At 42.3% G+C, this 26,584-nt stretch carries 30 protein-coding genes; 29 read left to right on the top strand and 1 reads right to left on the bottom strand.

What is annotated here, in order from left to right; genetic code table 11:
* Positions 1–62 precede the first annotated feature (62 nt).
* Positions 63–236: a hypothetical protein gene (locus tag JNO66_RS04710; RefSeq protein ID WP_203087033.1), complete on the top strand. Its 174-nt coding sequence runs from the start codon at positions 63–65 to the stop codon at positions 234–236.
* Between the two features lie 15 nt (positions 237–251).
* Positions 252–815: a sigma-70 family RNA polymerase sigma factor gene (locus JNO66_RS04705; RefSeq protein WP_203087032.1), complete on the top strand. Its 564-nt coding sequence runs from the start codon at positions 252–254 to the stop codon at positions 813–815.
* Positions 816–834: 19 nt separating this feature from the next.
* On the opposite strand, the gene JNO66_RS04700 is transcribed toward JNO66_RS04705, so the two are convergent.
* Positions 835–1,080 carry a hypothetical protein gene (locus tag JNO66_RS04700; RefSeq protein ID WP_203087031.1) on the bottom strand — a complete coding sequence of 82 codons (246 nt, stop codon included), beginning with the start codon at positions 1,078–1,080 and terminating at the stop codon, positions 835–837.
* 183 nt (positions 1,081–1,263) lie between these two features.
* On the opposite strand from JNO66_RS04700, the gene JNO66_RS04695 reads away from it, so the two are divergent.
* The 27 genes from JNO66_RS04695 (at position 1,264) to JNO66_RS04570 (ending at position 26,567) form a co-directional block, all read left to right on the top strand.
* On the top strand, positions 1,264–1,980 hold the full coding sequence (locus tag JNO66_RS04695; protein ID WP_203087030.1) for a hypothetical protein: 717 nt from the start codon (positions 1,264–1,266) through the stop codon (positions 1,978–1,980).
* Positions 1,981–2,071: 91 nt separating this feature from the next.
* The gene (locus tag JNO66_RS04690) at positions 2,072–2,266 is read left to right on the top strand and encodes a hypothetical protein (RefSeq protein ID WP_203087029.1); all 195 of its coding nucleotides are present in this window, start codon (positions 2,072–2,074) and stop codon (positions 2,264–2,266) included.
* On the top strand, positions 2,266–3,099 hold the full coding sequence (locus tag JNO66_RS04685; RefSeq protein ID WP_203087028.1) for a hypothetical protein: 834 nt from the start codon (positions 2,266–2,268) through the stop codon (positions 3,097–3,099). Before JNO66_RS04690 ends, JNO66_RS04685 begins: the two co-directional genes overlap by 1 nt.
* A 410-nt stretch (positions 3,100–3,509) precedes the next feature.
* Positions 3,510–4,097, top strand: a complete 588-nt coding sequence (locus JNO66_RS04680; protein WP_203087027.1) for a terminase small subunit — start codon at positions 3,510–3,512, stop codon at positions 4,095–4,097.
* Between the two features lie 220 nt (positions 4,098–4,317).
* Positions 4,318–5,664: a phage terminase large subunit gene (terL, locus tag JNO66_RS04675; protein ID WP_246483160.1), complete on the top strand. Its 1,347-nt coding sequence runs from the start codon at positions 4,318–4,320 to the stop codon at positions 5,662–5,664.
* A 6-nt stretch (positions 5,665–5,670) separates the two neighbouring features.
* Positions 5,671–7,203, top strand: coding sequence for a phage portal protein (locus JNO66_RS04670; protein WP_203087025.1), 1,533 nt, complete (start codon positions 5,671–5,673; stop codon positions 7,201–7,203).
* The gene (locus JNO66_RS04665) at positions 7,196–8,116 is read left to right on the top strand and encodes a phage minor head protein (RefSeq protein ID WP_203087024.1); all 921 of its coding nucleotides are present in this window, start codon (positions 7,196–7,198) and stop codon (positions 8,114–8,116) included. The genes JNO66_RS04670 and JNO66_RS04665 overlap by 8 nt, the downstream gene beginning before the upstream one ends.
* A 21-nt stretch (positions 8,117–8,137) precedes the next feature.
* Complete coding sequence (locus JNO66_RS04660; protein WP_203087023.1) at positions 8,138–9,226, top strand: XkdF-like putative serine protease domain-containing protein; 1,089 nt, start codon at positions 8,138–8,140, stop codon at positions 9,224–9,226.
* A gap of 29 nt (positions 9,227–9,255) precedes the next feature.
* Positions 9,256–10,182, top strand: coding sequence for a P2 family phage major capsid protein (locus JNO66_RS04655; RefSeq protein WP_273753149.1), 927 nt, complete (start codon positions 9,256–9,258; stop codon positions 10,180–10,182).
* Between the two features lie 18 nt (positions 10,183–10,200).
* The gene (locus JNO66_RS04650; protein WP_203087022.1) at positions 10,201–10,569 is read left to right on the top strand and encodes a hypothetical protein; all 369 of its coding nucleotides are present in this window, start codon (positions 10,201–10,203) and stop codon (positions 10,567–10,569) included.
* Entirely contained in the window at positions 10,569–10,958 is a 390-nt protein-coding gene (gene yqbG / locus JNO66_RS04645) for a protein YqbG (protein WP_203087021.1), read from the top strand. Before JNO66_RS04650 ends, yqbG begins: the two co-directional genes overlap by 1 nt.
* Positions 10,955–11,299, top strand: coding sequence for a DUF3599 family protein (locus JNO66_RS04640; protein ID WP_203087020.1), 345 nt, complete (start codon positions 10,955–10,957; stop codon positions 11,297–11,299). Before yqbG ends, JNO66_RS04640 begins: the two co-directional genes overlap by 4 nt.
* Positions 11,296–11,817, top strand: coding sequence for an HK97 gp10 family phage protein (locus JNO66_RS04635; protein ID WP_203087019.1), 522 nt, complete (start codon positions 11,296–11,298; stop codon positions 11,815–11,817). Before JNO66_RS04640 ends, JNO66_RS04635 begins: the two co-directional genes overlap by 4 nt.
* Positions 11,814–12,278, top strand: coding sequence for a hypothetical protein (locus JNO66_RS04630; protein WP_203087018.1), 465 nt, complete (start codon positions 11,814–11,816; stop codon positions 12,276–12,278). Before JNO66_RS04635 ends, JNO66_RS04630 begins: the two co-directional genes overlap by 4 nt.
* Positions 12,271–12,552, top strand: a complete 282-nt coding sequence (locus tag JNO66_RS04625) for a hypothetical protein (protein ID WP_210340769.1) — start codon at positions 12,271–12,273, stop codon at positions 12,550–12,552. Before JNO66_RS04630 ends, JNO66_RS04625 begins: the two co-directional genes overlap by 8 nt.
* Positions 12,552–13,874, top strand: a complete 1,323-nt coding sequence (locus tag JNO66_RS04620) for a phage tail sheath family protein (RefSeq protein WP_203087017.1) — start codon at positions 12,552–12,554, stop codon at positions 13,872–13,874. Before JNO66_RS04625 ends, JNO66_RS04620 begins: the two co-directional genes overlap by 1 nt.
* Complete coding sequence (locus JNO66_RS04615; RefSeq protein ID WP_203087016.1) at positions 13,875–14,321, top strand: phage tail tube protein; 447 nt, start codon at positions 13,875–13,877, stop codon at positions 14,319–14,321.
* A 64-nt stretch (positions 14,322–14,385) separates the two neighbouring features.
* Complete coding sequence (locus JNO66_RS04610; RefSeq protein WP_203087015.1) at positions 14,386–14,880, top strand: phage tail assembly chaperone; 495 nt, start codon at positions 14,386–14,388, stop codon at positions 14,878–14,880.
* A 44-nt stretch (positions 14,881–14,924) separates the two neighbouring features.
* On the top strand, positions 14,925–15,062 hold the full coding sequence (locus JNO66_RS20410; RefSeq protein ID WP_210340768.1) for a hypothetical protein: 138 nt from the start codon (positions 14,925–14,927) through the stop codon (positions 15,060–15,062).
* 18 nt (positions 15,063–15,080) lie between these two features.
* On the top strand, positions 15,081–21,245 hold the full coding sequence (locus tag JNO66_RS20505) for a peptidoglycan DD-metalloendopeptidase family protein (RefSeq protein WP_246483159.1): 6,165 nt from the start codon (positions 15,081–15,083) through the stop codon (positions 21,243–21,245).
* Positions 21,238–21,909 (top strand): LysM peptidoglycan-binding domain-containing protein, encoded by a 672-nt coding sequence (locus JNO66_RS04600; RefSeq protein WP_203087014.1) that lies wholly within the window; start codon positions 21,238–21,240, stop codon positions 21,907–21,909. Before JNO66_RS20505 ends, JNO66_RS04600 begins: the two co-directional genes overlap by 8 nt.
* 8 nt (positions 21,910–21,917) lie before the next feature.
* Entirely contained in the window at positions 21,918–22,904 is a 987-nt protein-coding gene (locus JNO66_RS04595) for an XkdQ/YqbQ family protein (protein ID WP_203087013.1), read from the top strand.
* On the top strand, positions 22,904–23,167 hold the full coding sequence (locus JNO66_RS04590; RefSeq protein WP_203087012.1) for a DUF2577 family protein: 264 nt from the start codon (positions 22,904–22,906) through the stop codon (positions 23,165–23,167). Before JNO66_RS04595 ends, JNO66_RS04590 begins: the two co-directional genes overlap by 1 nt.
* A gap of 9 nt (positions 23,168–23,176) precedes the next feature.
* Complete coding sequence (locus JNO66_RS04585) at positions 23,177–23,611, top strand: DUF2634 domain-containing protein (protein WP_203087011.1); 435 nt, start codon at positions 23,177–23,179, stop codon at positions 23,609–23,611.
* A gap of 22 nt (positions 23,612–23,633) precedes the next feature.
* Entirely contained in the window at positions 23,634–24,674 is a 1,041-nt protein-coding gene (locus JNO66_RS04580) for a baseplate J/gp47 family protein (protein WP_203087503.1), read from the top strand.
* Complete coding sequence (locus tag JNO66_RS04575; RefSeq protein WP_203087010.1) at positions 24,667–26,145, top strand: putative phage tail protein; 1,479 nt, start codon at positions 24,667–24,669, stop codon at positions 26,143–26,145. The genes JNO66_RS04580 and JNO66_RS04575 overlap by 8 nt, the downstream gene beginning before the upstream one ends.
* 35 nt (positions 26,146–26,180) lie before the next feature.
* Positions 26,181–26,567, top strand: a complete 387-nt coding sequence (locus tag JNO66_RS04570) for a phage tail-collar fiber domain-containing protein (RefSeq protein WP_203087502.1) — start codon at positions 26,181–26,183, stop codon at positions 26,565–26,567.
* The last annotated feature ends 17 nt before the right edge of the window (positions 26,568–26,584 follow it).

The following is a 26,584-nucleotide window of genomic DNA, read 5'->3' as shown; positions in this document are numbered from 1 at the left end:
GAAGTTGTTTTGCAATCAATCTACAAAAATACTTATGTTTTTGCAACCAGGAGGCGCTTCCAGTGTTAAAGGACCAATTAATTAAATGGTGTGAGTCAAATGATTTCTCTATTCGTCAATCAAAACAAAAGCAAGCAAAGAAGAAAAGCCTAAAAAAAGAAGATTATAAGGATCTAATGGGTATGAACAAACCGGTTTATAGACGTTCACGTGGAAGATCATTTCATCAACGATAAAAGGAGGAACCAGGGATGCATGAACTTTATTTTATGCTTAAGTCGTATAAAGAAGACCTGAAGGAATTAGAGGCGTATCGTAAGACGTTGCAGTGTAGACCTGGACTACCAGAAGGATTAAGCGAAGGCACCTTTGTCGTCTTGACTGAGAATGGAAAAGAAAAAAGAGAAGATGAAATTGTAGGGAACATGATTAGTGACTTAAAGTATGCAATCGAATGGATTGAGACAGGACGTAGACCAGGAGCTAAGAGGGATATTGATCGACGTTCTGTATACGAATTGACTTATCATATGGACCCAGTTGTATTAGAGAATTATGCTCGAGCAGAGGAACCAATAGAAGAGGAACCGGTCGAATTGACTGAAGGGGATAAGCTTCGAATTGATGATGCTCTTTCTGTGCTTACCGAGAGCGAAAAAGACGTGTTTATGATGTATCATGTGCAGCAATTATCGATGGAGCAAATTGCACAGTGTAGGAAAGTGAAAAAAACGTCTGTTCAAAATCAGTTAGAACGGGCAAAAAAGAAAATAAAAGAACAGACTTCATGCAGCCTGTTTGCCTTCGCGGTTTAGAAGAGCAAACAGGCATTTTTTATAATCCGTCTGCGTAGTCTACTATCTCACGGAGTTCATTCATTAATTTTGTATGTAGTTCTAATTCCTTTTGTGTTTCAAAGTCCTTAACATTTACGGTGGAAAGTAATTTAATTGCTGCTTTTATACTCAAATCATGTTTCCAAAAAGGCATTTCTGACTCACCTTTAACTTTAATAGAAAAAGTTGTTTCACCAGTTTCCGGATTAATTGATGTTAGATCTAAATCCTCAATCTTCCCCATTTTTCTCTCACCTCCCTACTTAAAAGAACTATAACATATCAGCATTCTTGTGGTACGGTTGCCCACTATAGATAAGAGGACAATTTTAAATCAAAAGTACAGCAACTTAATGATTTACCGGATTTATAAAAAGCAGGATAATGACCTCTGCTGTCGAATAAGGTTGCAGGGGGTGGTTCTTAAATGAATCCGAGAAAAGTTACAAAAAGATATAATGAGGCTATGAATCAAATGAATGTGAAAGCAGTTGTAGGGAATCTTGATAAAAGTCAAATCAAGAATTCAGTTCCTACTCTTATAGAGAAATACATCGCAGATCAAAAACCTGACAATGTTGATGTTTTATATCTTAATCTGTATTCACACGAAAGAAGCCTCAATTTCGGTTTACCTGTAGTCACAGTTCAATGGTTGAGTGAAAGAGTTAAATCCAAAAGAAAATTAATGAAGTATGATGAGGAGCAGTTTAAGTGTTATTATTCGTGGTTTTCAGGAGAGCCAGAGTATACAAGACATATTGAATCTAATGAAATATCAAAAGAGAAATTTATTGATAAATTTTATGAGTTGAAAGCGACAGGAAATGCGATATTTCAAGAGCTTGATAATGTCCACAGTCTTTTAATTAATGAGCAACTGACAATTTCAGAATATAACGACCAAGTTATAGGATTTAAAGAAGAACTAGATAAATTGTTGGTCGAGAAAGACGAGTTATATTTTCTAGAAAATCCTACTGATTCGCAATTAGTGGAGCTTGAAGAACTCAATAAATTTATTAGTTCGATGCACACTGTAGTGATAGTGGCGTCGAATAAAAGCTATAAGGAAGTTAATTCAAGATATTTAAGTACGTTGTATATGGATGAAGCTAGAGATGTATTAAGTCTAATAAAGTAATACATAAAAAGTGGGCTACTTAAGTTGCGGCTCTCTTTTTGCGTATTACTCAGCAAAGAGCCTCTGCTATAATATGGGTGGAGGCGATAGCATGACAGAAGAGTTAGCAAGACAAGTGTTAGAGCAGTTGAAGAGTGGGGAGATCAGTGAGTACAGAGTAGAGCAAGAGAATTTTTTAGCGTTCCATCCTGTATTGCACAAGTACCCAGATTTTAAGAATTTTAGGGGTTCAGCTAAACACGGTGGAGCTATTGTGTACACGTATGAGCCAGATTGGACGGCATAATGGAATTTATAAACTCTACCGAATTTATAGTAGCTGTAATAGCAGCACTTGCGATTATTATCAATTTTCTCTTAAATAAGAGAATCACATATGAAAAAAGCATTACTAATAAAACCAAAGAATATAGAGGTATGCAAAATGTATATGTGAACAAGCTGCATTTAATATATTTGCTAATAATTGCTGGAGTTGTGTTGCTGAGTTTTATTGCTATTAATCATTGGACTGGAGATGGGGCGTCAACAGCTCTTAATAATTGGGCAACGGCATCATCTATTGTATTGGCAATTGTAGCTATTGTTATGACTTTGGTGGATATTGCTGGCCAGAGGAATAATATCTGGGATTTGAAAGAAACGTCAGAAATGATGAGGGACAACCTTATTAAAGTCCAAGCACAAGTCGCTGATTTAACAGGAATTAAAGAAACTCTGTTATCTCATATGGCGGAGATTACTGCGAGTAATGAGAAACTAAGAGACGATATAACAAAATTCGCCGAAGACGTAAATAAAGGTGATATGACCGAAGAAGAGCAGAAGAAAAAGAGTGAGGAACTCTTGAATAATTTAAAAAAAGATAATGTCATTTATAATAAATCTGAGGCGAATGTTTTATCGAACTTTCTTGAGAGGTCGCAACGTAGTTTAACTAATGTGGCGACTATTGCGATTACGAAATTGCCACCAGGGGAATATGATATTGAGGATTTCCGTTCAAGGATCCATAAGGAAACTATGATTTTTGATTCAACCGCAATTACGAAATTGCTTTTTGACATGCATCAGCAGGGTAAGATACAAATAAAAGGAAGCAAGTTTATCATTAGTTAATACTTAATTTATATACAGAGAGTCATCATAATTGGTGGCTCTCTTTTTATGTGTTACAAAACAAGTAGGGAGGCTAATTTAATATCAATAAAGAGAAGCTTAAATCGATAAATTACTTCTTACGAAATTATGAGCTATTTCCTGGTGGGTCTATGGGAGATGATGCTTGGTTAACTGAACATATTAAAGCGATTGTCAGTGCTAACAAATGGGTGTGCATGAATGAGCATGTAGATGCAGCTCAATGACATGAGAGGCAACTTATGGTGATAAGAGAATTAGAGGGTAGTGAATTCGTTTCGCCTTTATATAAGAAAGAATGATTTTCTAAGAGAGTGTTTATGAAATAATTCATATCTAACAGAGTGGATTTTGTAGTTAAATAAATTAAGGAGGCGGGTGTATGTATCGTGAAGGAATTAAATGTTAAACAGGAGCTTTTCGTAAACGAATATCTTCAGTGCTTTAATGCGACAAGAGCAGCAGTTGCAGCAGGGTATAGCGAAAAAACAGCACGATCACAAGGACAACGACTGTTGACAAATGTTGACGTGAAGAAAAAAATCGATCATGAGATGGCACGCCTCCGTGAGCGTATGGCTGAGGATGCAAATAGAGCTTACGCTATGTTGTGGGAGCAGTTGCGAGATGTAGAGGAACTACTTCACCGTGACCAGGAGGCTGCTGCAGAGCTTGATCGTCTTAATAAGAAGATGACTCATATTGAGGTATTTCCTCAAGAGTACCGAAATCCTATTCAGTCAATGAAATCATTCACTGCTGAGATGCAGGAGTGGTTCCCTTATCGATTGAAGCAGCATAATTGGCTTAAGGCTCAGGAACTTCGTTCCCACTTGCTGCAGGATATCCTTGATCGTGCAGGCTACAAAGCCACAGATCATGTGGAGATCAAGGGTAGCGTGACCACACATAGTTACGATTTCAGTGGCCTAAGTGATGAGGAACTGGCTAAGGCGTTGAAGAGCTATGAGGGTTAGAGCACTATACGAAGAAAAGCTCCGGCGTGTGCTGCAGCTGCGGGTCCTTCGATCTAAAGAGAGTTTTTGGGAGTATTGCAAGACGAGAGCCTCTGACTTCTATAAAGACAAGCGTTGGTACCTGCGACTTTATTCTGAGACGCTGCAGGCCTTATATAATAGAAAGCTAACTAAGACTTACTTTTATTCGTTAGCAGCTGATATAGCTCCGGAGTGGTTCATGCGCGAATTTGATTGGGACGCAATTCCTGATAGCGATGAACCCTTTACCAAGTTAATAATCAATATGCCACCGCGTCACGGGAAGTCCCGGACGCTTATTTTGTTTTGTGAATGGGCGTTTGGTCGTGATCGAACGAACAAGATTATAACGGCCTCATACAACGAGGATATGGCAACTGATTTTTCTAGATATACACGTGATGGTATAGCAGAAGAGAAGAATTCCGCAGCTGAAATTGTGTATTCTGATATCTTTCCGGATACCAGGATTAAAAGAGGAGATTCGTCTTATCGACAATGGTCCCTTGAAGGGTCTCACTTCTCCTATAAGGGTGCTGGACTTGGCGGATCGGTTACAGGTAAAGGTGGAAATATCCTTATTGTGGATGATCCGGTCAAGAATGCTGAGGAAGCTTACAATGAGCGTGAGTTAGATAAGCAATGGCGTTGGTATACGGGCACCTTCTTATCCCGTTTAGAGGAAGATGGAGGACGGCCAATTGAGATCGTCAATATGACGAGGTGGGCTAAGAAAGACATTTGCGGGCGGATCCTTGATGGTAACGGCAGCAATGAATGGTTCGTGCTGCGTATTGAGGTACAGAGTAAAAAGGGAGAGATGCTTTGTGAAGACTTGTTATCCAAGCATAGATACGAGTATTTCAAGAAAGAGATGGACGAAGGTGTGTTCTGGGCCAACTACCATCAACGTCCACTTGATCAAAAAGGTAAATTGTACAGTAAATTTAAAACCTATGACCGACTTCCTACATCAGAAGACGGCAGCAACCTTGCTGAACAAGTATTTAATTACACCGATACAGCGGATGGTGGAGACGATTATCTGTGTTCTATCGTTGCGCAGGAATACCAGGGTTACGCCTACGTTGTCGATGTCCTATATACACAAGAGGGCATGGAGATAACAGAGGAAGAGACAGCAGAGCAGCTGTATGAGCACAGAGTAAATAATGCTTACATAGAGTCGAATAGTGGTGGAGCTGGATTTGTTCGTAGTGTGAACCGAATAACCAAGGAAAGGTATCCGATCTCACCGACCGTTTTCCATTCTTTCCATCAAAGTAAAAACAAACAGGCTCGTATCTTGAGTAATGCAACCTATGTTATGCAGCGTGTTCTTTTCCCATCAGACTGGAAAAATCGTTGGCCTGAGTATTACAAGGCGATGAATGAATACCAACGTCACGGTAAAAACAATCACGATGATGCACCGGATACAACGACAGGTATTGCAGAAGTGCTGCAGCGTAGAATCAAAGTTCAGGATAAGCCGAAAGGCAGACCTAGCAGACCCCGTCCTTCCGGACGACGAGAGAGGAGGTAAATTCCAATGAGTAAAGTTGGTGCGAAAGTAATTAAATCGACAGTTAGCGGTTCTTCAAAGCAGATATATGAGGATGAATTCGAAAATTTGTATGGTTCGGATATCATTGCACCGCCTTACAACCTTAATGAGCTTAAGAATATTGCAGAGCATTCTACTATCCTGCAGCAATGTATTGATGCATATCGCACAAATATTGTTGGATTCGGCTTCTCACCTACCTATACCTTTGATTTTAATGCTAAAGATGTTTCTCCAGAGAAAGAGAAAGAAGCAGAAGCTGAATGGGTGAGGTTAGAGGAATTCATTCGTTATCAGCATTTTGATGAGAGCTCTGAAACGATCTACGGATATATGATCGAAGATAGAGAAAAAACAGGGAATGGATGGCTTGAAGCATTAAGAGACGGGCGAAATCGTCCGGCCGAAATAAATTACATGGACACTAGACACATGAGGGTCTGTACTAAGACTGTACCGGATAAAGTCGAAGTAGTTATCACTGAAGGTGGTGTACCAACAAAGGTCACACGTTGGCGTACGTTTAGACGTTATGCTCAGATGATTAATGGAAAGACTGTCTATTTCAAAGAATTTGGTGATATGCGTGTAATGGATAGTCGCACTGGTAAATTTGATGAGAATACACCTGAACATTTAAGGGCTACTGAGGTTATCCATTTCAAGATAGGAAGCGGTACTTATGGTATACCGCGCTGGATCGGACATTTACTGAGCACATATGGTGCTCGTAAAGCCGAAGAGCTGAATTATCTTTATTTTAAGAATGGCCGTCATATCCCTGCTGCTATCCTTGTAGAAAATGGTCAGTTAACTGATGAAGCCTACGCTAACCTTCAAGACTATATGAACGACCTGCAGGGCAGCGATAACGCTCATAAATTCTTATTGCTTGAAGTCGATGGAGTGACAGAGGATGAGAATTTTAAATCAGAAGGCGATAAAAAGTCTAATGTGAAAGTCGAGATAAAAAGTCTTGCTGAGATGGTGCAGAAAGATGCTTTATTCCTTGAATATGATGCGACGCATCGCAGCAAGTTTCGTTCATCCTTTCGCTTGCCTCCTCTTTATACTGGTGAGGCAGATGAATATAACAAAGCGACAGCTGATACTGCTCGGAAAATAACGGAAGAGCAGGTGTTCCAACCGGAGCGTAACGGCATTTCTGGAAAGATGAATACTCTCTTTCTACCAGGGCTAGAAATCACGTTAACAAGAATCAAATTAAATGGACCTGACTTCCGCGATCCATTAGATATCGCTAAAGTACTTGGTCCTTTCGTTAATGCTAGTGCTGTAGCTCCTAACGATTTAAGAGATACGCTTGGAAATATCCTCGGGAAAACACTCGAGGAGTTTCCTGATGAGATATACAATCAGCCGATGTCGAGGAATAGCCATGGTTCCTCTTCTAATCTGCTGCCAATGCTGAAATCAAGAGAACCAAGCCAGCAGAGCGAGTTGATATCTATCTTAAAGGACTTGCGAGATATGATGGAGGATCGCAACCATGGCTGATGTCTTTCAACTCATTAAAAATATAAACTCTTTTATCCGCAAAGAGACGGAGGATGACCAATCGCTTGGTGATGATCTGCCTGACTTCCCGGGTAAGGACAAGGTTGAGCAGCTGGTTGAAGATTTCGAGACAACAGTTGCGCGTCTTCTGAGAAGGCAGCGTAAGAGGTATCTCGATGTGCTCCGCTCATTTGTCGCGAAGGATGATACGGAAACTCTTCAAGCTATACTTACTTATCTGCAAAGCGAATTTTTTGATGCGGATCTATTTGCTGCAGAACTTGCAGAAGAGGCTTCTCGTTTCCTTAGAATGACTGTAGAAGAGTTCGCTGGCGTTATTATGGATGCCATCGATCAGGACATACAATTCGAGGTCCTTTCCTCACGCTCCACCTCTTGGATAGAGGAATGGTCGGAAGAATTAGGAGAGTTAATGCAAACATCCACTCAGAAATCAGTTGAAAAGATTCTTGTGGAAGGTATTAAAGAGGGTCATGGGATCGACAAAATTGAGGCAGAGCTTGCTGAGCTTCCTGATTTCAGTCGTGATAGGGCTAGGAAAACGGCTATAACAGAAGTCCTAACGGCCTCATCGGTTGCTCATCAAGAGAGTTTTAGTCAATCTCCTGCAGTTACAGGCAAACGTTGGAAGCATAGTGGTGTGAAAAGTATTACACCGCGTCAGAATCATATGGCTCTTGATGGAACGGTTGTTGGTGTAGACGAGGATTTTGAGATTCCAGATAGCGGTGAACTAGCGCAGCACCCGAGGGACACCAAGCTTAGTGCTAAAGAACGAATAAATTGTCATTGTGTCCTTGGTCCCGTTGTGGATGAGGACATTTTTGGATTGAGTAAAGAAGAAAAAGAAGAGATACGGCGTCAGGCTCTTGAAGAGCTTGGCGTCGCTTAACTTTGAGAGGAGGTGATAAAGATGCCAAGAGAACTAGTAAACGCTCATATTACGCATGTGTCTTACGTTGATAAGGGTGCAAATCAAAAACCTTTCTTCTTTTCAAAATCAGCAGACAATCAATCGCAGCCTACTTTTACAAAAGAGGTCAAGTTGATTAGAAAAGAGGATGAGCAGCAGCTGGTGTATGGAATTGTGTATGAGCCAGATGTCGAGGATTCTCACTCTGACTACATGACAGCATCCGAAATTGAAAAGGCTGCTCACGGCTTTATGAAGGATGCACGAAATATTGATACACAGCATGACTTTGAGGCTGGTGTGGGTGAAGTGGTTGAAAGTTATGTGGCTCCTGCAGAGTTTGAAATGAATGGACAAACGATTACTAAAGGTAGTTGGGTACTCGTAACAAAGGCCAACGATGATATCTGGGAGCAAATCAAAAAGGGCGATATTACAGGTTACAGCATGGCGGGTATGGCTGAAACGATTGAAAAGCAAGCGCAACAGCCAACACACGAGCGTACAGCATCCGGTTTTTTCGAGATGGTAAAAAGCTTCTTCTCGGGTGATCCGGTTCAAAAAGGTGCTGTCCGTGATCGTTACAAACAAACACAGAGAAGTCGTAACCTGTGGGCTGCATTCGATGCTCTTGAAAATGAATACTATGAGTCTCGTTGGGACAACACGACTCCTGATGTAGCAGATTTTGAGAAATTGAAATCGGCAGCTGCGGACTTCCTAGAGCTAGTCAGCGAAATCGAAACGCAGGAAGATGTTAAAAAAGCATTGGCCGATAAGGTCAAAAAGGAGGAAGAGGAATTGAAACCAGAAGATTTACAGAAAGCTGTTGAGGCAGCAATTCAACCATTGAATGAGCGTATTGCAAAGCTAGAAGAACCAACAAAACCAGCTCCTACAGAACCTGAAAGCAATCCTGAGGATGACTTTGTAAAACAGGTGACAGAAGCTGTTCAGAAATCACTAGAACCAATTGAGAAACGAATCTCGGCCATCGAGAAATCGCGTGGCAATTCTCAACAACAAGATCCTGATAGTGGATCAAATCAACAACCTGTACAAAAACATTTTCTGAGTGGAATCCTTTAAGGACCACTCATTCCAAGGAGGAATGGCAAGTGCCGACTAACAGAGATTTAATGAAAGAAGGAACACTTACAACAGGAGGTATTAGTTCAGGGTTGCTTCAGCCTGAACAAGCTTCCCAATTTTTGCAGCAAACATTTGAAGCCACTGCATTAGGTAATGTAATTCGCAAAGAGACTCGTAGGGCTCGCACAGGTGAAATTGATAAGATCGGTATTGATTCTCGTATTCTACGTAAAAAGGTAGAGGATACTGATGATGGGTACCGTAAGAAGCCTAAATTTGCCAAGGTTGAATATGCAACTAAAGCTGTCCGCTTGCCTTGGGAAATTACTGAAGAGTCATTACGTGAGAATATCGAGGGTGAGCAACTTGAAGGAAAAATCACAAACTTGATGACTACTCAATTAGGGATTGACCTTGAGGACTTATACCTTAACGGTGATGAAGATATTGAGGAAGGGACGGAGGATTACGACTTCTTGAAGATCAATAATGGCTGGTTAAAACAGTTGCAAAATGATTCTCATGTAGTCGATCGTAGTCAAGTTAATGCTGGTGCAGTGAATCTTGATGTGTTCTATAGCGCTCTTGCTGCTATGCCTGATAAATTTAACAACGGTACTTTACGTTGGTTAGCAGCACCGTCCTTCATTCAAAAATGGGAGCAATACTTGTTGACCCAGAGTATTTCTAATGGTGGCGGTATTTCTGATTCAATTATGAAAGCACCAGGTAGTACGCCTTTTATTCCTGTTCCACGTATGCCAGCAGATTCAATGATTCTTACGAATCCAAAGAACTTAATCGTAGTAAACACTTACGATATGCGTATCCGCAAGACCACTGAAGGACAGGAAGCAATCATGAAAGACAAGCGCTTTTATGTTGTACACCTTGATTATGACAACATTATCGAGGAAAAAGATGCTGCCGTACTCATCACGGGGCTTAAATAATAGGGGGGTCAGTAGTTAATGCCTTATACATTAAAACTAATTAACGCACTTTCCTATTCTGGTTCGGTGCAAGCGACAGCTCGTAACCCGTTTATTGAAATTGATGACGAAGCTGAAGCGCTAGAAGCCGAAGCTACAGGTTATTTTAAAATCATCAATTCAGACTTAAGTAAGGATGAGGAGGACCATCCACCTCCCAACGGCAGTGATGAGATTGATCTTCCTGCGCTTTACACCGAGAAAGAACTATTGAAGTTGAAACAAGCTGAACAAGAGGAGATTATTCAATCCCTTAATGGTGATCCTGGCCAAGCTAAAAACGCTCAAGAGCGTGTCGCCTTAATTCTCAAGTTGCAGGAGATCGCACAAGAAGCGGGTCTTGAGTAATGTTGGTTACTCCAGAGGACGTTCGAGCATACTCAGTGTTTGCGAAGGTAAAAAAGCGAGCGGATGAGCAGCTTATAAACGACATTCTTGAAGCAACCGTTGAGGTGGAGAACATTGTTGGCCATGATTTCTCAGATAAAGAGTTGTATGATCCGCTTCCTCATAAGGTGAAGCTCGCTCTTTGTAAGTTGGCTCAGTTTTATGCGCTGTATAATTCTGATGAATCTCTCACAAAAGGTTATAAATCTGAGAGATTCGAAAACTATTCGTACACGCTAGCGGATGGGGAAACTATCAGAAAGCCGGATCTATCAATCTTGCTGCGCGATTATATCGTTCTACCTATTCCAGTAGAGAATAAACCCAGATTCAGGATGCGTCCATTATGAGCTTAGAGAATTTTCTTGTTCATACATGCGATGTGTTTCGCTTGGTTGCCGTAGCTCCCAAGAAGAGTTACGGTATTGAAATTGAACAACCGAATCAGTCTGCAGAGGAGCCAGTTTATACCGGTGTTCCTTGTTACTTTCAAGAGCTTACACAGGACGTTGTACAAGGGCAGCCACACACAACCTTTGTGCAACGTATGAGGGTGACCTTCCCAGCGGGGACCGACATTAAGTTAAACGACACAGTTAAATGGTCTGGTGCTACCTATAAGCTGCAACAACCTAAAGACGTTAGGGGGCATCATATCATTGTGACGGCAACAAGGAGTGATGCGTTATGAGTAAGAAGGGATTTGCGGGGTTAGACAAGTTTATCAATAGCGCAAAAAAGGCAGCAAAGTCAGGTGTGAAAGAAGAAATAAAGCTATGGGGAGAAGCAGCTGCATTTCAGTTCTTGGATGAGATACAAAACGAAATCATCCGTACAAAGACTGTTGATACCAGACGCTTGTTAAATAGCTTTGGTAAAGGTGATTCTGACAACGTGTGGTCCATCAGCAATGGTGGATTAACCTTAGAGATCGGGACTAACGTTGAATACGCTTCTTTCGTTAACGATGGCCACTTTACAGTTGATCCAAGTAGCGGTAAGGATCGTTGGTGGGTACCAGGTCGCTGGACCAACGGTCATTTCATTTACGATCCTTCTAGTAAAGAAGGGATGTTGCTTAAGATCAAATGGGTGGACGGTACCGGCTACTGGGATAATGCGAATTTCATCTTTCAGAAGATGTTTGAACGGTCTTTGGAAAAGAAGCTGCAAGGATGGATCGACAGCACATTTGAGGGTAGAGCATGAATGAGACCGCATTGCACCCAGAAGTTGCAGCAATTGTCCGGTTCCTTCTGGAACACTTCCCGTCAACCGTCTATGTGAATGAGGTACCGCAAGATTTTAAGGTACCTTCTGTTTATGTACCACCCTTAACCTCATTTGGTGGTGGGGCATTTTCGCTCAGTACCTACTCAAAGTCATATACGCTTAATCTCAAATTGTTTCATAATAATCAGCCTTTAGCTGTGAGCGTCGCACAATCGCTTCATGACGAATGCGAACGAAATAGAATGTATTTGCCTATGATTGACGATAACGGCGAAGAAATCGACAATTTTGTTCGAATTAGCAGTATTGATGTACGCCCAGGAGATGGATTATCGTCAACTATGGTCTTTCAATGGTCGAGTAACTACCAATATGTGCGTCCTGACTACGTGAATATCGAGAATTTTACCCTAGAAGGAGGTATGAAAAGTGAGTAATAGAGCTTCGAGTAAAAATAAAGCTGTGACCAAGGAAGATTTGGTTGAGGCAAAGGCGTTAATTCAAACAGAACCTGAACCGATTCAACCAGATGAACCAAAGTACCACATTCATCAATTAAGAGAGCATTGTCGAGAAGCATTTGGAGTCAATCCAGAGGTTTTCGATGGTGCTCTTTTTGATTGCAAAGATTTACAGATTACAAAAACTGATGCAAGAAAACGAGTTGATGAGTTTCTAGCTCGTGATCTTAGCAAGGAGGCGAAAGCGTAATGAATGGTGGAACATTTCAACCTGGTGTTGAGAAGACGCGTCCAGGGATTTACACACGTTTTACAGAGAAGGCCCAAACGCGTATTAGTGGTAGCGACCGAGGTCGTGCTGCACTGCCGGTGATCTTATCGTGGGGTGTACCTAACAAGATCATTGAAGTTTCTAGCGATGCAGATGCGATCAACAAGCTTGGTGTAAGTTTATCTGATCCGAGTATGTTTCTTGTGCGTGAAGCAAAGAAACGTAGTAATACCGTACTTGTATATCGTTTGAATGATGGACAGAAAGCTACTGGTTCAATTGGTCCTGATTCTTCTGTATCTGCAATCTACGGAGGGAAAAAGGGTGAAAGTATCATGATTCGTGTATCTCCGAACGTATTGGATAGCGAATTATTTGATGTAGAGACATTCTTTGATGAGGCTCAGGTGGAACGTCAAACGGTTGCTTCTGCTGCCGATTTACAATCAAATGCCTACGTTGAGTTTCGTGGTACCGGTTCATTAGATCCGACTGTTGGTATCTATTTGCAAGGTGGGTCTGATGGAGTTGTCACGCCACAAGCATATGCAGGATTTCTATCTGCGCTTGAAACTGAAAGCTTCAATACAGTCGCTTTTCCTGTGGCTGATGAAGCGTTGAAGGTTACTGCAGCCTCATTTATCCGTCGTATGCGCGAAGATGTCGGCATTAAAGTGCAGGGTGTTATCGCTGACTATGACGGCTCATATGAAGGCATTATCAACGTCACGAGCAGTGTCCAGTTAGACGCTGGACGAGTTTTAACTAATCCGGAAGCTACCGCATGGGTCGCCGGTGCAACGGCTGGAGCGAGCACTTTACAAGCTCTAACATCTGTTGTTTACGAAGGTGCAGCAGACGTTTCAGTTCGTTTAGATAATGCTGAAATCATCAAGCGCTTGAAGAATGGCGAGTTTATCTTCACGTTTGATCCCTCAGATCGCACAGTTAGTGTCGAACAAGACTTGAACTCTGCTGCAAAAGGGAAATTCGCTAAGAACAAAATTGTTCGTATCATCGATGCGATTAACAATGATTTACGTTCTGGTATTAAAGCGATCATCCTTCAAGCCAAGCAAGGTGGAGCAGATATTCCTGGTAACGAGGATGGAGAGTCTATCATCCGTACAGGGATTGTTCAGTACATGAATGAGTTGCAAGCAGCTGGGGCAATCCAAAACTTCGACCCTGAAGAGGATGTTGTTGTGTCTCTAATGTCTGGTGATAGTGTGATGGTAAAAATCGCTGTACAACCTGTGGATTCAGTTGAAAAAGTATATCTTGATGTGGAGGTGAGCTAATTGACATTTAAAGCGCAAAATATTGTTAGTGGTAAAGAGGGGCGAGTATTTTGGAATGGACAAGAACTTGCTCAAGTAACCAATATTGAAGCGAACGTTGAGAAAGAAAAAACTCAAAAGAAGATTTTAGGACGTGTCATGTCGGGAAATAAGACACTTGGTGCCAGTGGTTCAGGTACTATGACTCTTCATAAAGTCACTTCTCAATTCGTTAAAATGATGGTTGATTACAAGCGTACTGGTATTGACGAGTACTTCACGGTTGAAGTCGTGAATGACGACAAAGGAGCGCGCCGAGGTACTCAACGTGTGACCCTGTTTGATGTGAATATTGATTCTGTACGAATTGCTAATTTGGATGTTGAATCAGAGGGTCTTGAGGAAGAAGTGCCATTCACATTCGATGACTTTGATATGCCACAAGGTTTATCAAATACATTTCGTTAATTAAAAGGGCTTCGGCCCTTTTTTATATTAAAACTAAACCCAAATAAAAGGAGCATGATTGAATATGACTGAAGATCAAGGTTACAAGGTAAGCGTAGATGTAGAAACAAGAGAAGAGGAAACGGATTTATATGATATGTCTTTCTTCTTATCAGGTAATGAAGCTAAGGCACCGAAAGAAAAAGCTATTATTACTCGTCGTTTTAAAGATCAAAATGGAGAACCAATTCCTTTTGTTTTCCAAGCAATCTCTACCGAGCGCATTGAGGATTTACAAAAATTCCATACGAAAACAATCACAAAAGGTAAACGTCGTGGTCAAAAAGACTTTGATAACGAACGTTTTTCAGCAGCAATTGCGGTCGAATCCACTATCTATCCTAAATTTTCAGATGCAAAAATTCTGAAATCCTACGGTACTCAAGATGCGATTACTGCTGCTAAAAAAATGCTTTCAATCGGTGGGGAGTACAGCAACTGGATTGACCGGGCAATGTTAGTTAACGGTTATGGCGAAGAGTCTGAAGATGTACAGGATGAAGAAGCAGCAAAAAACTAATTAAGTCAGGGGATAAAGATGCCGTCTTTTCACATTACATGTTAATGGTGAAAGGATGGGATCCCTCTGAGGTCTTCAGTGTATTGACTGGTGACAAGAAAAGAAAGGCATTTGTTTTTGCTTCACTGTCTATTGAAATGGAGCAAAAGGAAAAAGAGAGAAAAGAAATGGCTAGAAGCTAGAAGAAAGGAGGGCAAACAATGGCGAAGTTTACCGCTAAATTTGATCTAGAGGATCGCATCTCCAAAAAGCTTGAGCGTATGACACGTGGTTTGGAGAAGGCTGAGGCGTTAGCGCAAAAATTAGATCGTATAAAACTTGGAGCGGTTGATAGCATCACTCCTGCAATGGCGAAGATCAATAAACAATTAGATCGGTCCAATAACCATACGATGCATCTTAATGCAAAGGACTCTACTAAACGAGTTGTAGAGCAGGCGAATAAGCGCCTTAAAGCCACGCCAAAGCAGCATACCACAATGCTTTTGGGCGAAGGGAAAGGGCTTGTAAAGACTGTTGATTCTGTTAATAAGAAGATTGAACGTGCTCTTCCCAAGAACAGAGTTACTATCCTAGATGCAGATGACAGAAAGCTCAATCGAAAAATCAATCAGATTAGAGCAAAGGTAAATCGCGCGATACCAAAAACCGTTGATGTCAATTTTACGGCACGTGATCGAATCACTGCTGTTACTGAACGTATCTCATCTCGAATCAAGCGTAGTCTGATCGGTAGAAATTACGAGTTTAATATTCAAGCAAAAGATGAATCTACTAAAGTAATTAATCGAGTAAACAGCTTTGCTAAGCGGACGTTGGGTAGAGGATACACAGCGACCATTGGTGTACTTGATCGCTTAACAGCGCAAGTTAACCGAATGTCCTCTCATGCTCGAAGTACCTTGGCGCGATCTTATGCAATGACTGCATCACTAATTGATCGTGCCACACCAGGCGCACGTAAAATTTACGGATATGCCAATTCCCATTTAAACCGAACGTTTACAATGACTGTTAAGATTGCTGACTATGCTACACGTCCGCTGCGAAAGCTGAGCGGAATGGCTTCGAGTACTGGAGCTATGTTAGGTGTAGGAGCCGGTGCTTACGGTGGTGTTGTTGCTCCGTTAAGAGCTACCGCTGATCGTCAGAACATGACTACAGCATTCGAGACGTTGTTAGGTAGTAGGGAAGCAGCTGATCAACGACTAGATGATTTAATTTCATTCGCAGGACAGACACCCTTTGCGCGTGATGAGATTTTTGAAGCGTCTCGAGTGCTTCAAATTTTTACGGATGGAGCCTTAGCTGCAGGAGATGGAATGAAATTGGTCGGGGATATCGCAGCTGGCACACAGAAGCCGTTTGCGGATGTCTCCTTATGGGTTGGTCGTTTATATGACGGATTACAAAATGGTCGCCCTATTGGGGATGCTACTGCAGCACTTCAAGAGATGGGGGCTATTTCTGGTGCTTCAAGAGCAAAATTAGAGGGTCTTGCTGAAAGCGGACGTGATATTTCTGAGATATGGCCAGAAGCGACGAGAGAATTCGGACGCTTTGATGACATGATGATCAAGATGTCAGACAACCTGGCTAACTTGTTTCTTGGCGTTAAGTCATTCATGAATAATGCGATCATCATGCCTTGGGGAGCAGGTCTTGCAAGTGTAGTTCAACCTGCTTTAGAAAGCTTCCGTTCGTGGCGCAGTGAGAATGCTTATGTTATCACTGATATGACTAAACAAATGCAAGTAGCTGGAGAGAACTTTGCACAAGCCGTCATGAACCCAATGAGCAAAACATTTGGATTTGTTGGTGATCAACTACGTATTTTGTTCCCAGGTGAAATGACTCCGGAAATGAAGGAACGATTTAAAGATGATCCTAATGCATTGAAGCGATTTGAAGAGCTTGAACAATACCGTGATCTAACACTTAAAGCTAGGTGGGATATTGTATGGCCGAATATCCAGGAAGAGTTTGCTGCGTGGTGGAGAGATAAAGGAGCTCCTGGTTTAATATCGGGGGCGGAGTCTGTTGGATCTACTTACGGAAGTGTCATGGGTGGACTTATTCGTGGTTTGCTCGGAGTAGAAGATGAGTCGAATAATGAATTTGTGACTGCGGGAGCTATGGCAAGTCGCTCGTTTGTTGATAGTTTTCTAGATTCAATTGATCCAGCTGATCTATCCAAGAGATTGGGGCAGAAATTATGGGATGTTAACGTAACCGCACTTAAATCAAATGTCGGAAACGTTATTGGTAAAGAGGAATGGGTTCAAGACGGTGCTAATACATCAGCATTCTTAGGTAATTTAATTGCTGGAGTAGTTGTTGGAAAGATTTTAATGGCGCTTAAGCCTTTTAAAGATATAGCCGTGGGACTTGGAAGAGGCGTAAAAGGCGTAAAAGATATATGGAATAAAACGTTCGGAGGTAAAGGGCCAAAACCACCTAAAGGGCCAGGAACTCCGAAGGGCGGAGGTAAATGGGCTTCTCTATTCGGTCTATTTTCTGCATTTGTTCCAAATGGAAAAGGTGCGGGTCCAATAAATCCTAATCAGCCAACGCTGCCAACAGGTGGACCTAAAGCCACTACAATTGAAATGCCTAAGCGTTCCTTCTTCCCTAAATGGATGACAAGTGGCTTAAAAGGGATTCCTCTATTAGGGACCAGTTTATCAGCTGCAGCAATTGTGGGAGCCCCTGATGAAGAAAAAGCATCAGTCGCAGGTGGAGCTCTTGGAGGAATGGCTGGTGGTGCTGCCACCGGTGCGTTAGTCGGTTCCGTCTTCCCTGGTGTGGGAACTATTGTTGGAGGAATTCTTGGAGGAATTGCCGGTTCAATTGGTGGATCCAAACTCGGTCAGTATCTGCAGGACATTGGTGTGATAGATAGCATTAAAAATACCATCTTCAACAAAGACTGGTGGTCCGAACAATGGAGCGCGACTAAAGTTGGCGCAAAAGTTCTTTATGAAGACTCTTGGATGCAGAAAACCGTTAACGCAATTGGAGATACGGTTTTTAGTGGCTCTTGGTGGTCAAGCAAATGGTCTTCTATTACTGAAGGAACATCCGCTCTTTACGAGGGCTCGTGGTTGGAAAAAGGCATCACTGCAATTGGAGATACGTTGTTTAACGGTGACTGGTGGAGCGGTCAGTGGGCTGAGATTACTGAGTACGCTTCTAAATTAACGGATCTTAGTTGGTGGTCTAATCAGATCGGGGAGTTATTCGGACTACTTGAAACGACTCTCTTTAGTGGAGAGTGGTGGAGTGCTAAATGGGCTGAAGCAGCTCAGTGGTCTCGACAACTGTATGAAGGTTCTTGGCTAGAAAAGACTGTTTCGGCAATAGATAATACCGTATTTAATGCGGAATGGTGGTCAGGAAACTGGGATTCTACAGTAGAGGGTACCAAAAAGCTATACGAAGGCTCCTGGTTACAGGGAACACTTAACGCTATCAATGACACAGTTTTCAATGGTGAGTGGTGGAATCAAAAGTGGGAAGATGTTAAAGCCTGGTCCACAGAGAAAGCAATTCAAATTGGTGGATTAGGATATAAAATCAAGACCGGGATTGAGGAAACTGTCTTCAGTTCTGAATGGTGGCTAGAGAAGTGGGAAAATGTTAAGTCTTGGACGCAAAGCAAGTGGGACAGCGCAAAAGGTATTTGGACTTCTATTGCGACTAACATTTCCGACACTGTTTTCAACAGCGAGTGGTGGTCAGGACATTGGGAGTCAGTCAAATCCTGGACACAAGACAAATGGAATAGTGCACAATCTATTTGGGATTCCGTAACCACTAAGATTGGAGAAACCATCTTTAGCGGAGATTGGTGGAACAACAAATGGGAATCCGTAAAAGGATGGACTCAGGATAAATGGGACAGTGCTCAATCCATTTGGGATAGCGTTCGTACAACGATCTCAGATTCCCTGTTTAGCAAAGACTGGTGGGGAGATAAATGGAGCAATGTCCTCGAATGGGGTAAAGGTATTTTAAAAGGAGCCGGTTCTTGGTTTGATGAGAATGTAGCTGCACCATTTAAAGAAGGTCGAGAAAGTGGTCAAGCTGCTGGTAATGCGTCGACTACAGCAAGCCAACAGAAAACATCCCCAACAAGGCATTCTGCTTATAGTGGTCACACGCCAGCTTATGCAAATGGTGGTTTTATTAACCGTCCACATGTTGGTTTAGTTGGTGAAGCGGGACCAGAGGCTATTATTCCTTTATCGGCCAACCGTAGAAGTCGTGCACTTGATCTTTACGAGCAAACAGGATCTGCGCTTGGTGTAAGACCTTATGCGAATGGTGGTTTAGTTGGTGGATCAATTAACGCTAGCTCACCTTCGACTGTTGCTCAACCTGCTGCCGTATCTGCGGTCGTTTCGTTGGACGCTGTTCGAACAGCGAACATGCAAAAAGAAGCGAATGCTTATGGTCAGCAGTTTAGTGAAGCTGTATCTGCAGGTGTGAACAGGAACACAATCTCGTTATCAGCTTGGAAACAGCGTAACATCAGTAACCCGATGCAAGGTATTGTCCAAGATGCTGTTGGCTTTGGATCAGGTACTGTGCAATCTTTCAGTGCCGGTCAGAATGGTACAGCAACAGGTACTCGATCTCACTTGCACAATCAAGTGAAACGACCGTTTGAAGTCATTCAGGGTGGAGCATCCGCGCATGGTTCGGGTACTGTACAGGGATTCCGTAGTGGTCAAGATGCTTCACAAACAGGCACTAGCACTTACTTAGCATCACAGGTGACTAGACCATTCAACACGATTGAATCAGAGGCTCCTTCACACGGTAGAAATACGGTGACTGCGTTTAGATCAGGTCAAGATGCTTCACAAACCGGAACGGAATCTTATCTACAAAGACAGGTTCACTCACCTTTCAACGATACACAAGCGAAAGGGAGCAGCTGGGGAACTGGTACAATGTCTGAGTTTGTTTCAGGTATGCGTTCACATAGTTCGCAAGTTAAAGAGGCTGCGCAGTTCTTGGCTGATACCGTTGAATCCACTTTTAAAGAGCGACTAGGTATTCATTCGCCTTCACGTGTCATGTTTGGCTTAGGTGAATGGACATCACTCGGAATCTTGAAAGGGTTAGATGCGGTAGACCTTAAGAAGTTCGCCAATAAGCAAGTTGATGGCTTAATTAGTGCGTATACAGGTATGGCTCCAGACTTCGGATCTCCTTTCACCATGACATCCGGATTTGGAATGCGTAAATCTCCAGGTGGAATTGGTACAACCAATCATAAGGGTGTCGATTTCGCTGCTCCTATGGGTACGCCTATTCCTTCACAAGCACCTGGTATGGTCACATTCAGTGGATGGCAAGGCGGTTACGGGAATCTGGTTAAGATTCAAGGAGCGGACGGTATTGAGTATATGTATGGTCATAACTCCAAAAACCTTGTTAAGCAAAGCGACATGATAACCGGCGGTCAAACGATCGCGCTTGTTGGGTCAACAGGAAATAGTACCGGTCCACACGTCCACTATGAGACACGGAGAAATGGTGTAGCATTTAACCCAATGGGCGGAGAAAATGCCTTATTTGGTGGTTCTGGTGCAGACGTATCGACCAGAAGTGCTGTTGCTCAAGCAGCGTTAGCAACAGGCGTAGGCAAAGACTGGATTGATCCTCTCATGACCATTGCTATGAAAGAAAGTGGTGGAAACGCTCGAGCGATTAATAACTGGGATTCGAATGCAAGACGGGGCGTGCCATCCAAAGGGTTGATGCAGACAATCGACCCTACATTCAATGCTCATAAGCTTCCTGGCATGGATGATATCTATAATCCTGTTCATAACACAGCCGCAGCTATTCGCTACATTCAGTCTCGTTACGGCGATATCTCGAATGTACCTGGTATTCGTTCTATGCGTAATGGTGGAGCGTACCGTGGTTATGCTAACGGTGGCTTAATTACGAATGAACAAATCGCTCGTATCGGTGAGGGTGGTCGTCGTGAGTGGATCATTCCAACTGAACGAGGAATTAGAGGTCGTTACCTCCTAAATCAGGCAGCTGCTGATCTTGGTATGCAAGTCATCGATCAAGGAGATAGTGATTACGATCTGCCTGAATCAGTGGCTCAGGAGATTGGTTTAACCAGTCGTCCTTCTATTGATTCATCAAGCCAGATTGATAACTCAAGCTCTACCGTTCAAGAAGGTGATGTGACAGTTCATATCAATATCACTGGGGACAATCATTATCATAATGAAGTCGATATGGAGAAATTGGCTGCAATCATTAAAAATGATCTTGCTGCAGTGTTTAGAAATATGCGTTTAAATGGAACCGTGGGGGTGCTAAGTAATGGCTAAATCGAAGTATGAAATTTGGCTTTCGCAAGGGAAGGAGAAGCTTAGGCTCCCTGTTCTTCCGGAAGCCATTAACTTAACAAGCAACATGCAGTCTGATTCAGTAGAGGTAGACAAGCTCGGCGAATTAACATTTATCAAACAACAAGGATCCAAGCAAATTAGATTGGATTCTTTTTTTCCTTTGAGGCATTCACCAATATGTGAATACAAAGGATTCCCGTCACCTGAAAACTGCGTCCAGACAATTGAAAAGTGGAGAAATAAAAACGAACCCATTCGTCTGATCGTTACGGGTACCAAGATCAATTTTAATTGTAGCCTTGAGGCATTTGATTGGTCAGAGGGTGAGAGTGGCGTAGGCGATCGTGATTACTCAATTTCTCTTAAAGAATACAAGGTCGCTACTCCACGAAAAATCAAAGTCAAAGCAGCACCGAAAAAACCTGCTGCAGCAAAGCGACCTGCTAAGAAGCCTGATAAAACGTACAAAGTAAAAAAAGGAGATACTCTTTGGGCGATTGCAGGTAGGCAGTACGGTAAAAACACAGATTGGCGTAAGCTATGGAATGCTAATAAGGCTGGACTTATCAAACGTGATAAAAGAAATACTAGACAACCTGGACACTGGATCCACATTGGATATGTCTTAAAACTGCCCGCGTGAGGTGACATATGAGTATTGAAATTTGGAATGTGAAGTCAACCGAGCGTCTTGAGCTTGTTGTTGAAGGTGAAGTGAAGTGGGAAGGTAAGAGGTTTCAAGCGCCACGAAAGGTTCAAGCAACAATCGTAACGAAGCAGGGGAGTGAAAAATATTTTAGCGTTGAAGAGGGCGACACCATTCTCTTGAAATGGAAAGGTAAGGAGTTATTTAGGGGCGTGGTGTTTAGTCGTATTCCACGCTCTAACACTCTTTTTTTTGAAGCGCTTGATATGCTTACTTACATTGTGCGGAACCAAGATGTCTATGTTTTTACGAATCAACGTGCAGATCAAATCGTTCGACGCATTTGCAATGACTTTGATATCCCTATGACTTCAATTATTAATACGGGCCATGTTATTAAATCTCTGCTCATCACGCAACAAACTAGCTTGTATGACATCATTCTAAAAGCTCTCAAGCAAACGAGGGAGCAGAATGGCCGTAATTATCAATTGTATTCGTCTGAGGGGAAGTTAGGTCTGCAGGCTTGGCCAGATCCGTCTGACATATGGGTCTTAGAGACCGGAAAGACAGGAAATATCATCAGCTGGGAATACAGTACCAGTATTGAGGAATCGGCGACTCGAGTAAAAATGACACATGAGGTTGATGGGAAAACAACCACTGTGACTGCTCGAGACAATTCCGGTGCTTCTAAATTTGGTGTGCTACAGTATACCGAAAATGTCACAGAGGAAATGAATAAGGCTCAGCTACAACGGCGAGCTGATAACAAACAGAAAGAATTGAAAGGCGTTAAAAAGAAGCTACAAGGTCTGATTGCTGTCGGCATACCTGATGTAACAAGCGGTTTGCCGGTCAGTGTAAAGATAGATGAGATTGGTTTAAATAAGACGCATTGGGTTGATTCAGACTCACATTCATTCCATGGCAACAAACACACGATGACTCTTGATCTTGTGGAGCACAATCGTATACCGGAGGTGAGTTAGTGAGCTTTGAATCAGAATTACTTCAGCTAATTAAATTAACTGGTGCCTCAGCAGAATTAACGGAGCTTACCGTTGCAACAATTGTTGCAATTAATCCAATTTCAATTAGACTGCAGTCTAATTCTAAGCTCGTGATACCAGGTGATCTTGTGACCGTACCACGAAGACTCAGACACGGTGACTATGCATTAAGTGTAGGCGATAAAGTCATGACAATTAAATTACAAGGTGGTCAGTCGTTTTATGTACTGGATGCCATTTAGGAGGTTCGGATGACGATCACACCAGGTTTAAATTTTGTGGAAGATGTAGAGTCGGAAGAGATTGAAACATCAGCCACTTACGCAATCGATTTCGACACTGGAAGAATCTCCACTCGTTTAATCGATGGCATTGATGCAATTAAGCAATTTGTCATTCTCTCTCTACGCACTGAGCGATTTGCTTACGCGATCTATAGCCATGATATTGGCAGTGAATTAAAAGCCGTGTGCGCCGATGAGGAGGCTTCTGACGCTTATAAAGAAATGGAGATCCCTCGAGTGATTGAGGAAGCCCTTCTTTATGATGAACGTATAGAGGCTATATCGAATATGGAAGTTGAAAAAAGTGGAGATTCCTTCTTTGTGTCCTTTACCGTTGAAAGTGAAGAGGGCTTATTTGACGTTCAGGAGGTGGTAGGCGATGCGGGAAACCTTAGCGAATAAAAGGTATCAAGAAGTCATTGATTTGCTTCAAAGCTACACGTTTGAATCCATCATGGAGCGTATGTTGGATAGGGTACCAAATGATATTGATAAACGAGAGGGCAGTATCATTTGGAATGCACTTGCACCGGCGGCAGCAGAGGTAACTCAGTCTTACGCATGGTTAGAGGCTTCATTTGATCTCGTTTTCGCTGATACAGCAACTGGCGAGTTTTTGGATAAGCGTGTAGTTGAAGCTGGAATCGAGCGAGTGCCTGCGACTAGAGCTGTTTGGGATGCGTGTTTTAATGTATCTGTACCTGCAGGCATGCGGTTCTTTCTTGAATCACATTCTATATATTTTCAATCGCTTGGGGATTCACAATTAAGAGCTGAAACAGCTGGTGAAGCGGGGAACGTTTCAAGTATGAAAGATCTTCCTCTCCAACCTGTCGAATCAATACCAGGTCTAGAGACAGCACAATTAGTCAGTTTACTCGTACCAGGTGCGGAGGAGGAGTCTGATCAAGCTCTTTTTGCACGATATCAAGTCCGTGTGAGGAGAGAAGCTGTTTCGGGAAACGCTGCACATTATAAACAGTGGGCCGAATCCGTCGAGGGAGTAGGGAAAGCAAAGATTTTCCCTCTGGCTTTAGGTGAGGGTACGGTAAGGATCGTTATAACTGATGCAAACATTGAGCCTGCGACTACCAGGTTAATTAGTGATGTTCAATCGTTCATTGATCCGGAAGAGGGTCATGGCGAGGGTGAGGCACCAATTGGAGCCAGAGCTACTGTGGTTAGCGCAGAATGGAAAGACATAGCCATCAGTGCAAAGATCGTTCTTTCATCCGGTAGAACGCTTGAGGACTGTGAGAGAGAAGTTCGGGAAGGTGTTCAAGCACTGTTCAGGACATTGGCGTTTGAGGACCCATTCATTCGTGTGAGTCAGATCAACCAAATCCTTCAGCGATCGCCTTCTGTTTTTGACTATGCTGAGGTTCTGATCGATGGCCAAAGCGGAAACCTTGAGCTTGACGAAATTGAGATTCCGAGGCTAGCAGAGGTGAACCTGTATGAGTAAGCGTGAGGAAATGGAAGCCTATTTACCACCTATGTTGAATCGTTTAATTGAGATGAAGGAGATCTTTGGTACTGAAGCAGAAGAGTTTCAGCAACTTAACGATCTCCTTTTTGATATAACCGATCAACTATTCATTCCCACTGCTACATGGGGGTTGGATCGATGGGAAGACCTTCTTTCAACCGATCGAGATAGTTCAGACGATATCTATGTACGTCGTAATCGAATTATTTCACAGATTAGTAACTTCCCTTCTACAACTTACAAAACGTTGGAGCGGACGATTGACCGGTATTTGATGAACCCGTCAACAACTGTTAGGAGCACACCTGGACGACCTCATTTCATTGTGAACATAAATGGATATGACCTGCAGTACGGGACACAAATCATTCAACAACTAGAGCGCATGAAGCCAGCGCATTTAGCATACACGTTTAGAGCCCTGTTTAAAGAGCATACAGATAACTTAATTCAGTACAAACAGAAATTAAAAATTAAGGCGGTTCAGCCTTATTGGGATAAGGTATCACGCGGTTATTTAGACGGTAGTCATAAATTAGATGGTTCATGGCGCTTAAATGGATTCTCAGAGAAAGAAATTCATAATTATTATCAGTTTCTTATTAAGTTTAGAAGCAAGATTAAAGCTGAATTATCGAATCATGAAAAGATGATCTTTCGCGCGATCACCGATTCGTTTGAATCTAAAGACTATGGTAAGAAAAATCGCTTTCGTACTCGAGTAGGTTTCTTTGATATGTTGCCGGTCTATTTAGATGGTGTCTACAATTTGGATGGTACCTTCTCACTTGACGGCTACGACAACCGGTACAGAAGGCAGTTGTTTGGCCACAAAATGTTAATGAAGATGATTAGTGAACAATTGATGCAATCAAGAGTTAAGCAGAAGGTTCGTTCCCAGGTTCAATCATTTGAGAATAAAGACATCCAATGGCGCAAGATGATCATTCGAGTTGCTGTTGGTTTTTTTGGTTTTGTGCCGGTGTCTTTAAATGGCCGTCACTATTTAGATGGCAGCTGGTACCTCAATGGTACAACCGATAAATATCCGCGCCAGGTGTTTGCTAATAAATTAAAAACGAGATTTAAGGTTCCTGAAAAACAACAAACGAAAAGCTCTGCAGCCGTTAGAGCAAAGGTTGATTCACTTGAAAACAAAGATCAAAAACAAAAGCAGATTTTTCATACACGGCTAGATTTCTTTGGTGTCTTACCTATTTATCTCAACGGTGTAGATAAGCTTGATGGTAATTGGTATCTAAACGGATTCAATAAGTTGCACCCGCTTCTATTTAGACAAAAGGTGACCTTTAAAAGCGTGGTACGAGTGCCCACTAATAGTAAAGGGGTACTTACTGTCCGTAAGAATTGGTGGACGTTGGACGGCTCGGTAAAACTTGATGGTACAAAGTTTTTAAATGCTACATCTGAAAAAATTGCACTCTAAAGGAGAGATAAGTTGTGAGTATACCTGCAAACTTAATGGAAAACAGAACGACAAAAACCACTATCTATGCTCGGGAACAGATGGCTAAAGCACGCGCGTCGGGATCAAGAATTACCAAAAATACACATATTGCTTTAGGCGAGGGAGGAACAGACTCAGCTGGTAATCCTATCGTTCCAACGGGGAATGAGCAATCTTTAAAAAATCAATTGATCCGGAAACCAATCGAAAAGTCCACTTTCATCGCTCCTGCCACAATGAGATATGAGATTACATTGTCGGAATCAGAGCTTGTTGGTCGGAACATTAACGAAATGGCTTTAGTAGATGAGGCTGGAAAGCTGACAGCGATTCGTACCATGTACAGCAAACGTAAAGACGGTGACATGGAATTTGGTTTTGAAATCGATGATATGTACTAAGAAAGGAGATGAAAAGC

Origin of the sequence: Alkalicoccobacillus gibsonii (assembly GCF_016798245.1) — a bacterium.
Lineage (GTDB): Bacteria > Bacillota > Bacilli > Bacillales > Bacillaceae_D > Alkalicoccobacillus > Alkalicoccobacillus gibsonii.
The sequence above is the reverse complement of the archived record's forward strand: the minus strand, read 5'-3'. Positions and strand labels throughout refer to the sequence as shown.

Coding starts and splice junctions, on each gene's coding strand:
- JNO66_RS04685 (WP_203087028.1), top strand. CDS start 2,266: ATGGAATTTATAAACTCTACCGAATTTATAGTAGCTGTAATAGCAGCA.
- JNO66_RS04660 (WP_203087023.1), top strand. CDS start 8,138: ATGCCAAGAGAACTAGTAAACGCTCATATTACGCATGTGTCTTACGTT.
- yqbG (WP_203087021.1), top strand. CDS start 10,569: ATGTTGGTTACTCCAGAGGACGTTCGAGCATACTCAGTGTTTGCGAAG.
- JNO66_RS04630 (WP_203087018.1), top strand. CDS start 11,814: ATGAATGAGACCGCATTGCACCCAGAAGTTGCAGCAATTGTCCGGTTC.
- JNO66_RS04640 (WP_203087020.1), top strand. CDS start 10,955: ATGAGCTTAGAGAATTTTCTTGTTCATACATGCGATGTGTTTCGCTTG.
- JNO66_RS04705 (WP_203087032.1), top strand. CDS start 252: ATGCATGAACTTTATTTTATGCTTAAGTCGTATAAAGAAGACCTGAAG.
- JNO66_RS04600 (WP_203087014.1), top strand. CDS start 21,238: ATGGCTAAATCGAAGTATGAAATTTGGCTTTCGCAAGGGAAGGAGAAG.
- JNO66_RS20505 (WP_246483159.1), top strand. CDS start 15,081: ATGGCGAAGTTTACCGCTAAATTTGATCTAGAGGATCGCATCTCCAAA.
- JNO66_RS04695 (WP_203087030.1), top strand. CDS start 1,264: ATGAATCCGAGAAAAGTTACAAAAAGATATAATGAGGCTATGAATCAA.
- terL (WP_246483160.1), top strand. CDS start 4,318: ATGCGCGAATTTGATTGGGACGCAATTCCTGATAGCGATGAACCCTTT.
- JNO66_RS04595 (WP_203087013.1), top strand. CDS start 21,918: ATGAGTATTGAAATTTGGAATGTGAAGTCAACCGAGCGTCTTGAGCTT.
- JNO66_RS04610 (WP_203087015.1), top strand. CDS start 14,386: ATGACTGAAGATCAAGGTTACAAGGTAAGCGTAGATGTAGAAACAAGA.
- JNO66_RS04585 (WP_203087011.1), top strand. CDS start 23,177: ATGACGATCACACCAGGTTTAAATTTTGTGGAAGATGTAGAGTCGGAA.
- JNO66_RS04575 (WP_203087010.1), top strand. CDS start 24,667: ATGAGTAAGCGTGAGGAAATGGAAGCCTATTTACCACCTATGTTGAAT.
- JNO66_RS04635 (WP_203087019.1), top strand. CDS start 11,296: ATGAGTAAGAAGGGATTTGCGGGGTTAGACAAGTTTATCAATAGCGCA.
- JNO66_RS04670 (WP_203087025.1), top strand. CDS start 5,671: ATGAGTAAAGTTGGTGCGAAAGTAATTAAATCGACAGTTAGCGGTTCT.
- JNO66_RS04700 (WP_203087031.1), bottom strand. CDS start 1,080: ATGGGGAAGATTGAGGATTTAGATCTAACATCAATTAATCCGGAAACT.
- JNO66_RS20410 (WP_210340768.1), top strand. CDS start 14,925: ATGGTGAAAGGATGGGATCCCTCTGAGGTCTTCAGTGTATTGACTGGT.
- JNO66_RS04620 (WP_203087017.1), top strand. CDS start 12,552: ATGAATGGTGGAACATTTCAACCTGGTGTTGAGAAGACGCGTCCAGGG.
- JNO66_RS04690 (WP_203087029.1), top strand. CDS start 2,072: ATGACAGAAGAGTTAGCAAGACAAGTGTTAGAGCAGTTGAAGAGTGGG.
- JNO66_RS04650 (WP_203087022.1), top strand. CDS start 10,201: ATGCCTTATACATTAAAACTAATTAACGCACTTTCCTATTCTGGTTCG.
- JNO66_RS04570 (WP_203087502.1), top strand. CDS start 26,181: ATGGAAAACAGAACGACAAAAACCACTATCTATGCTCGGGAACAGATG.
- JNO66_RS04665 (WP_203087024.1), top strand. CDS start 7,196: ATGGCTGATGTCTTTCAACTCATTAAAAATATAAACTCTTTTATCCGC.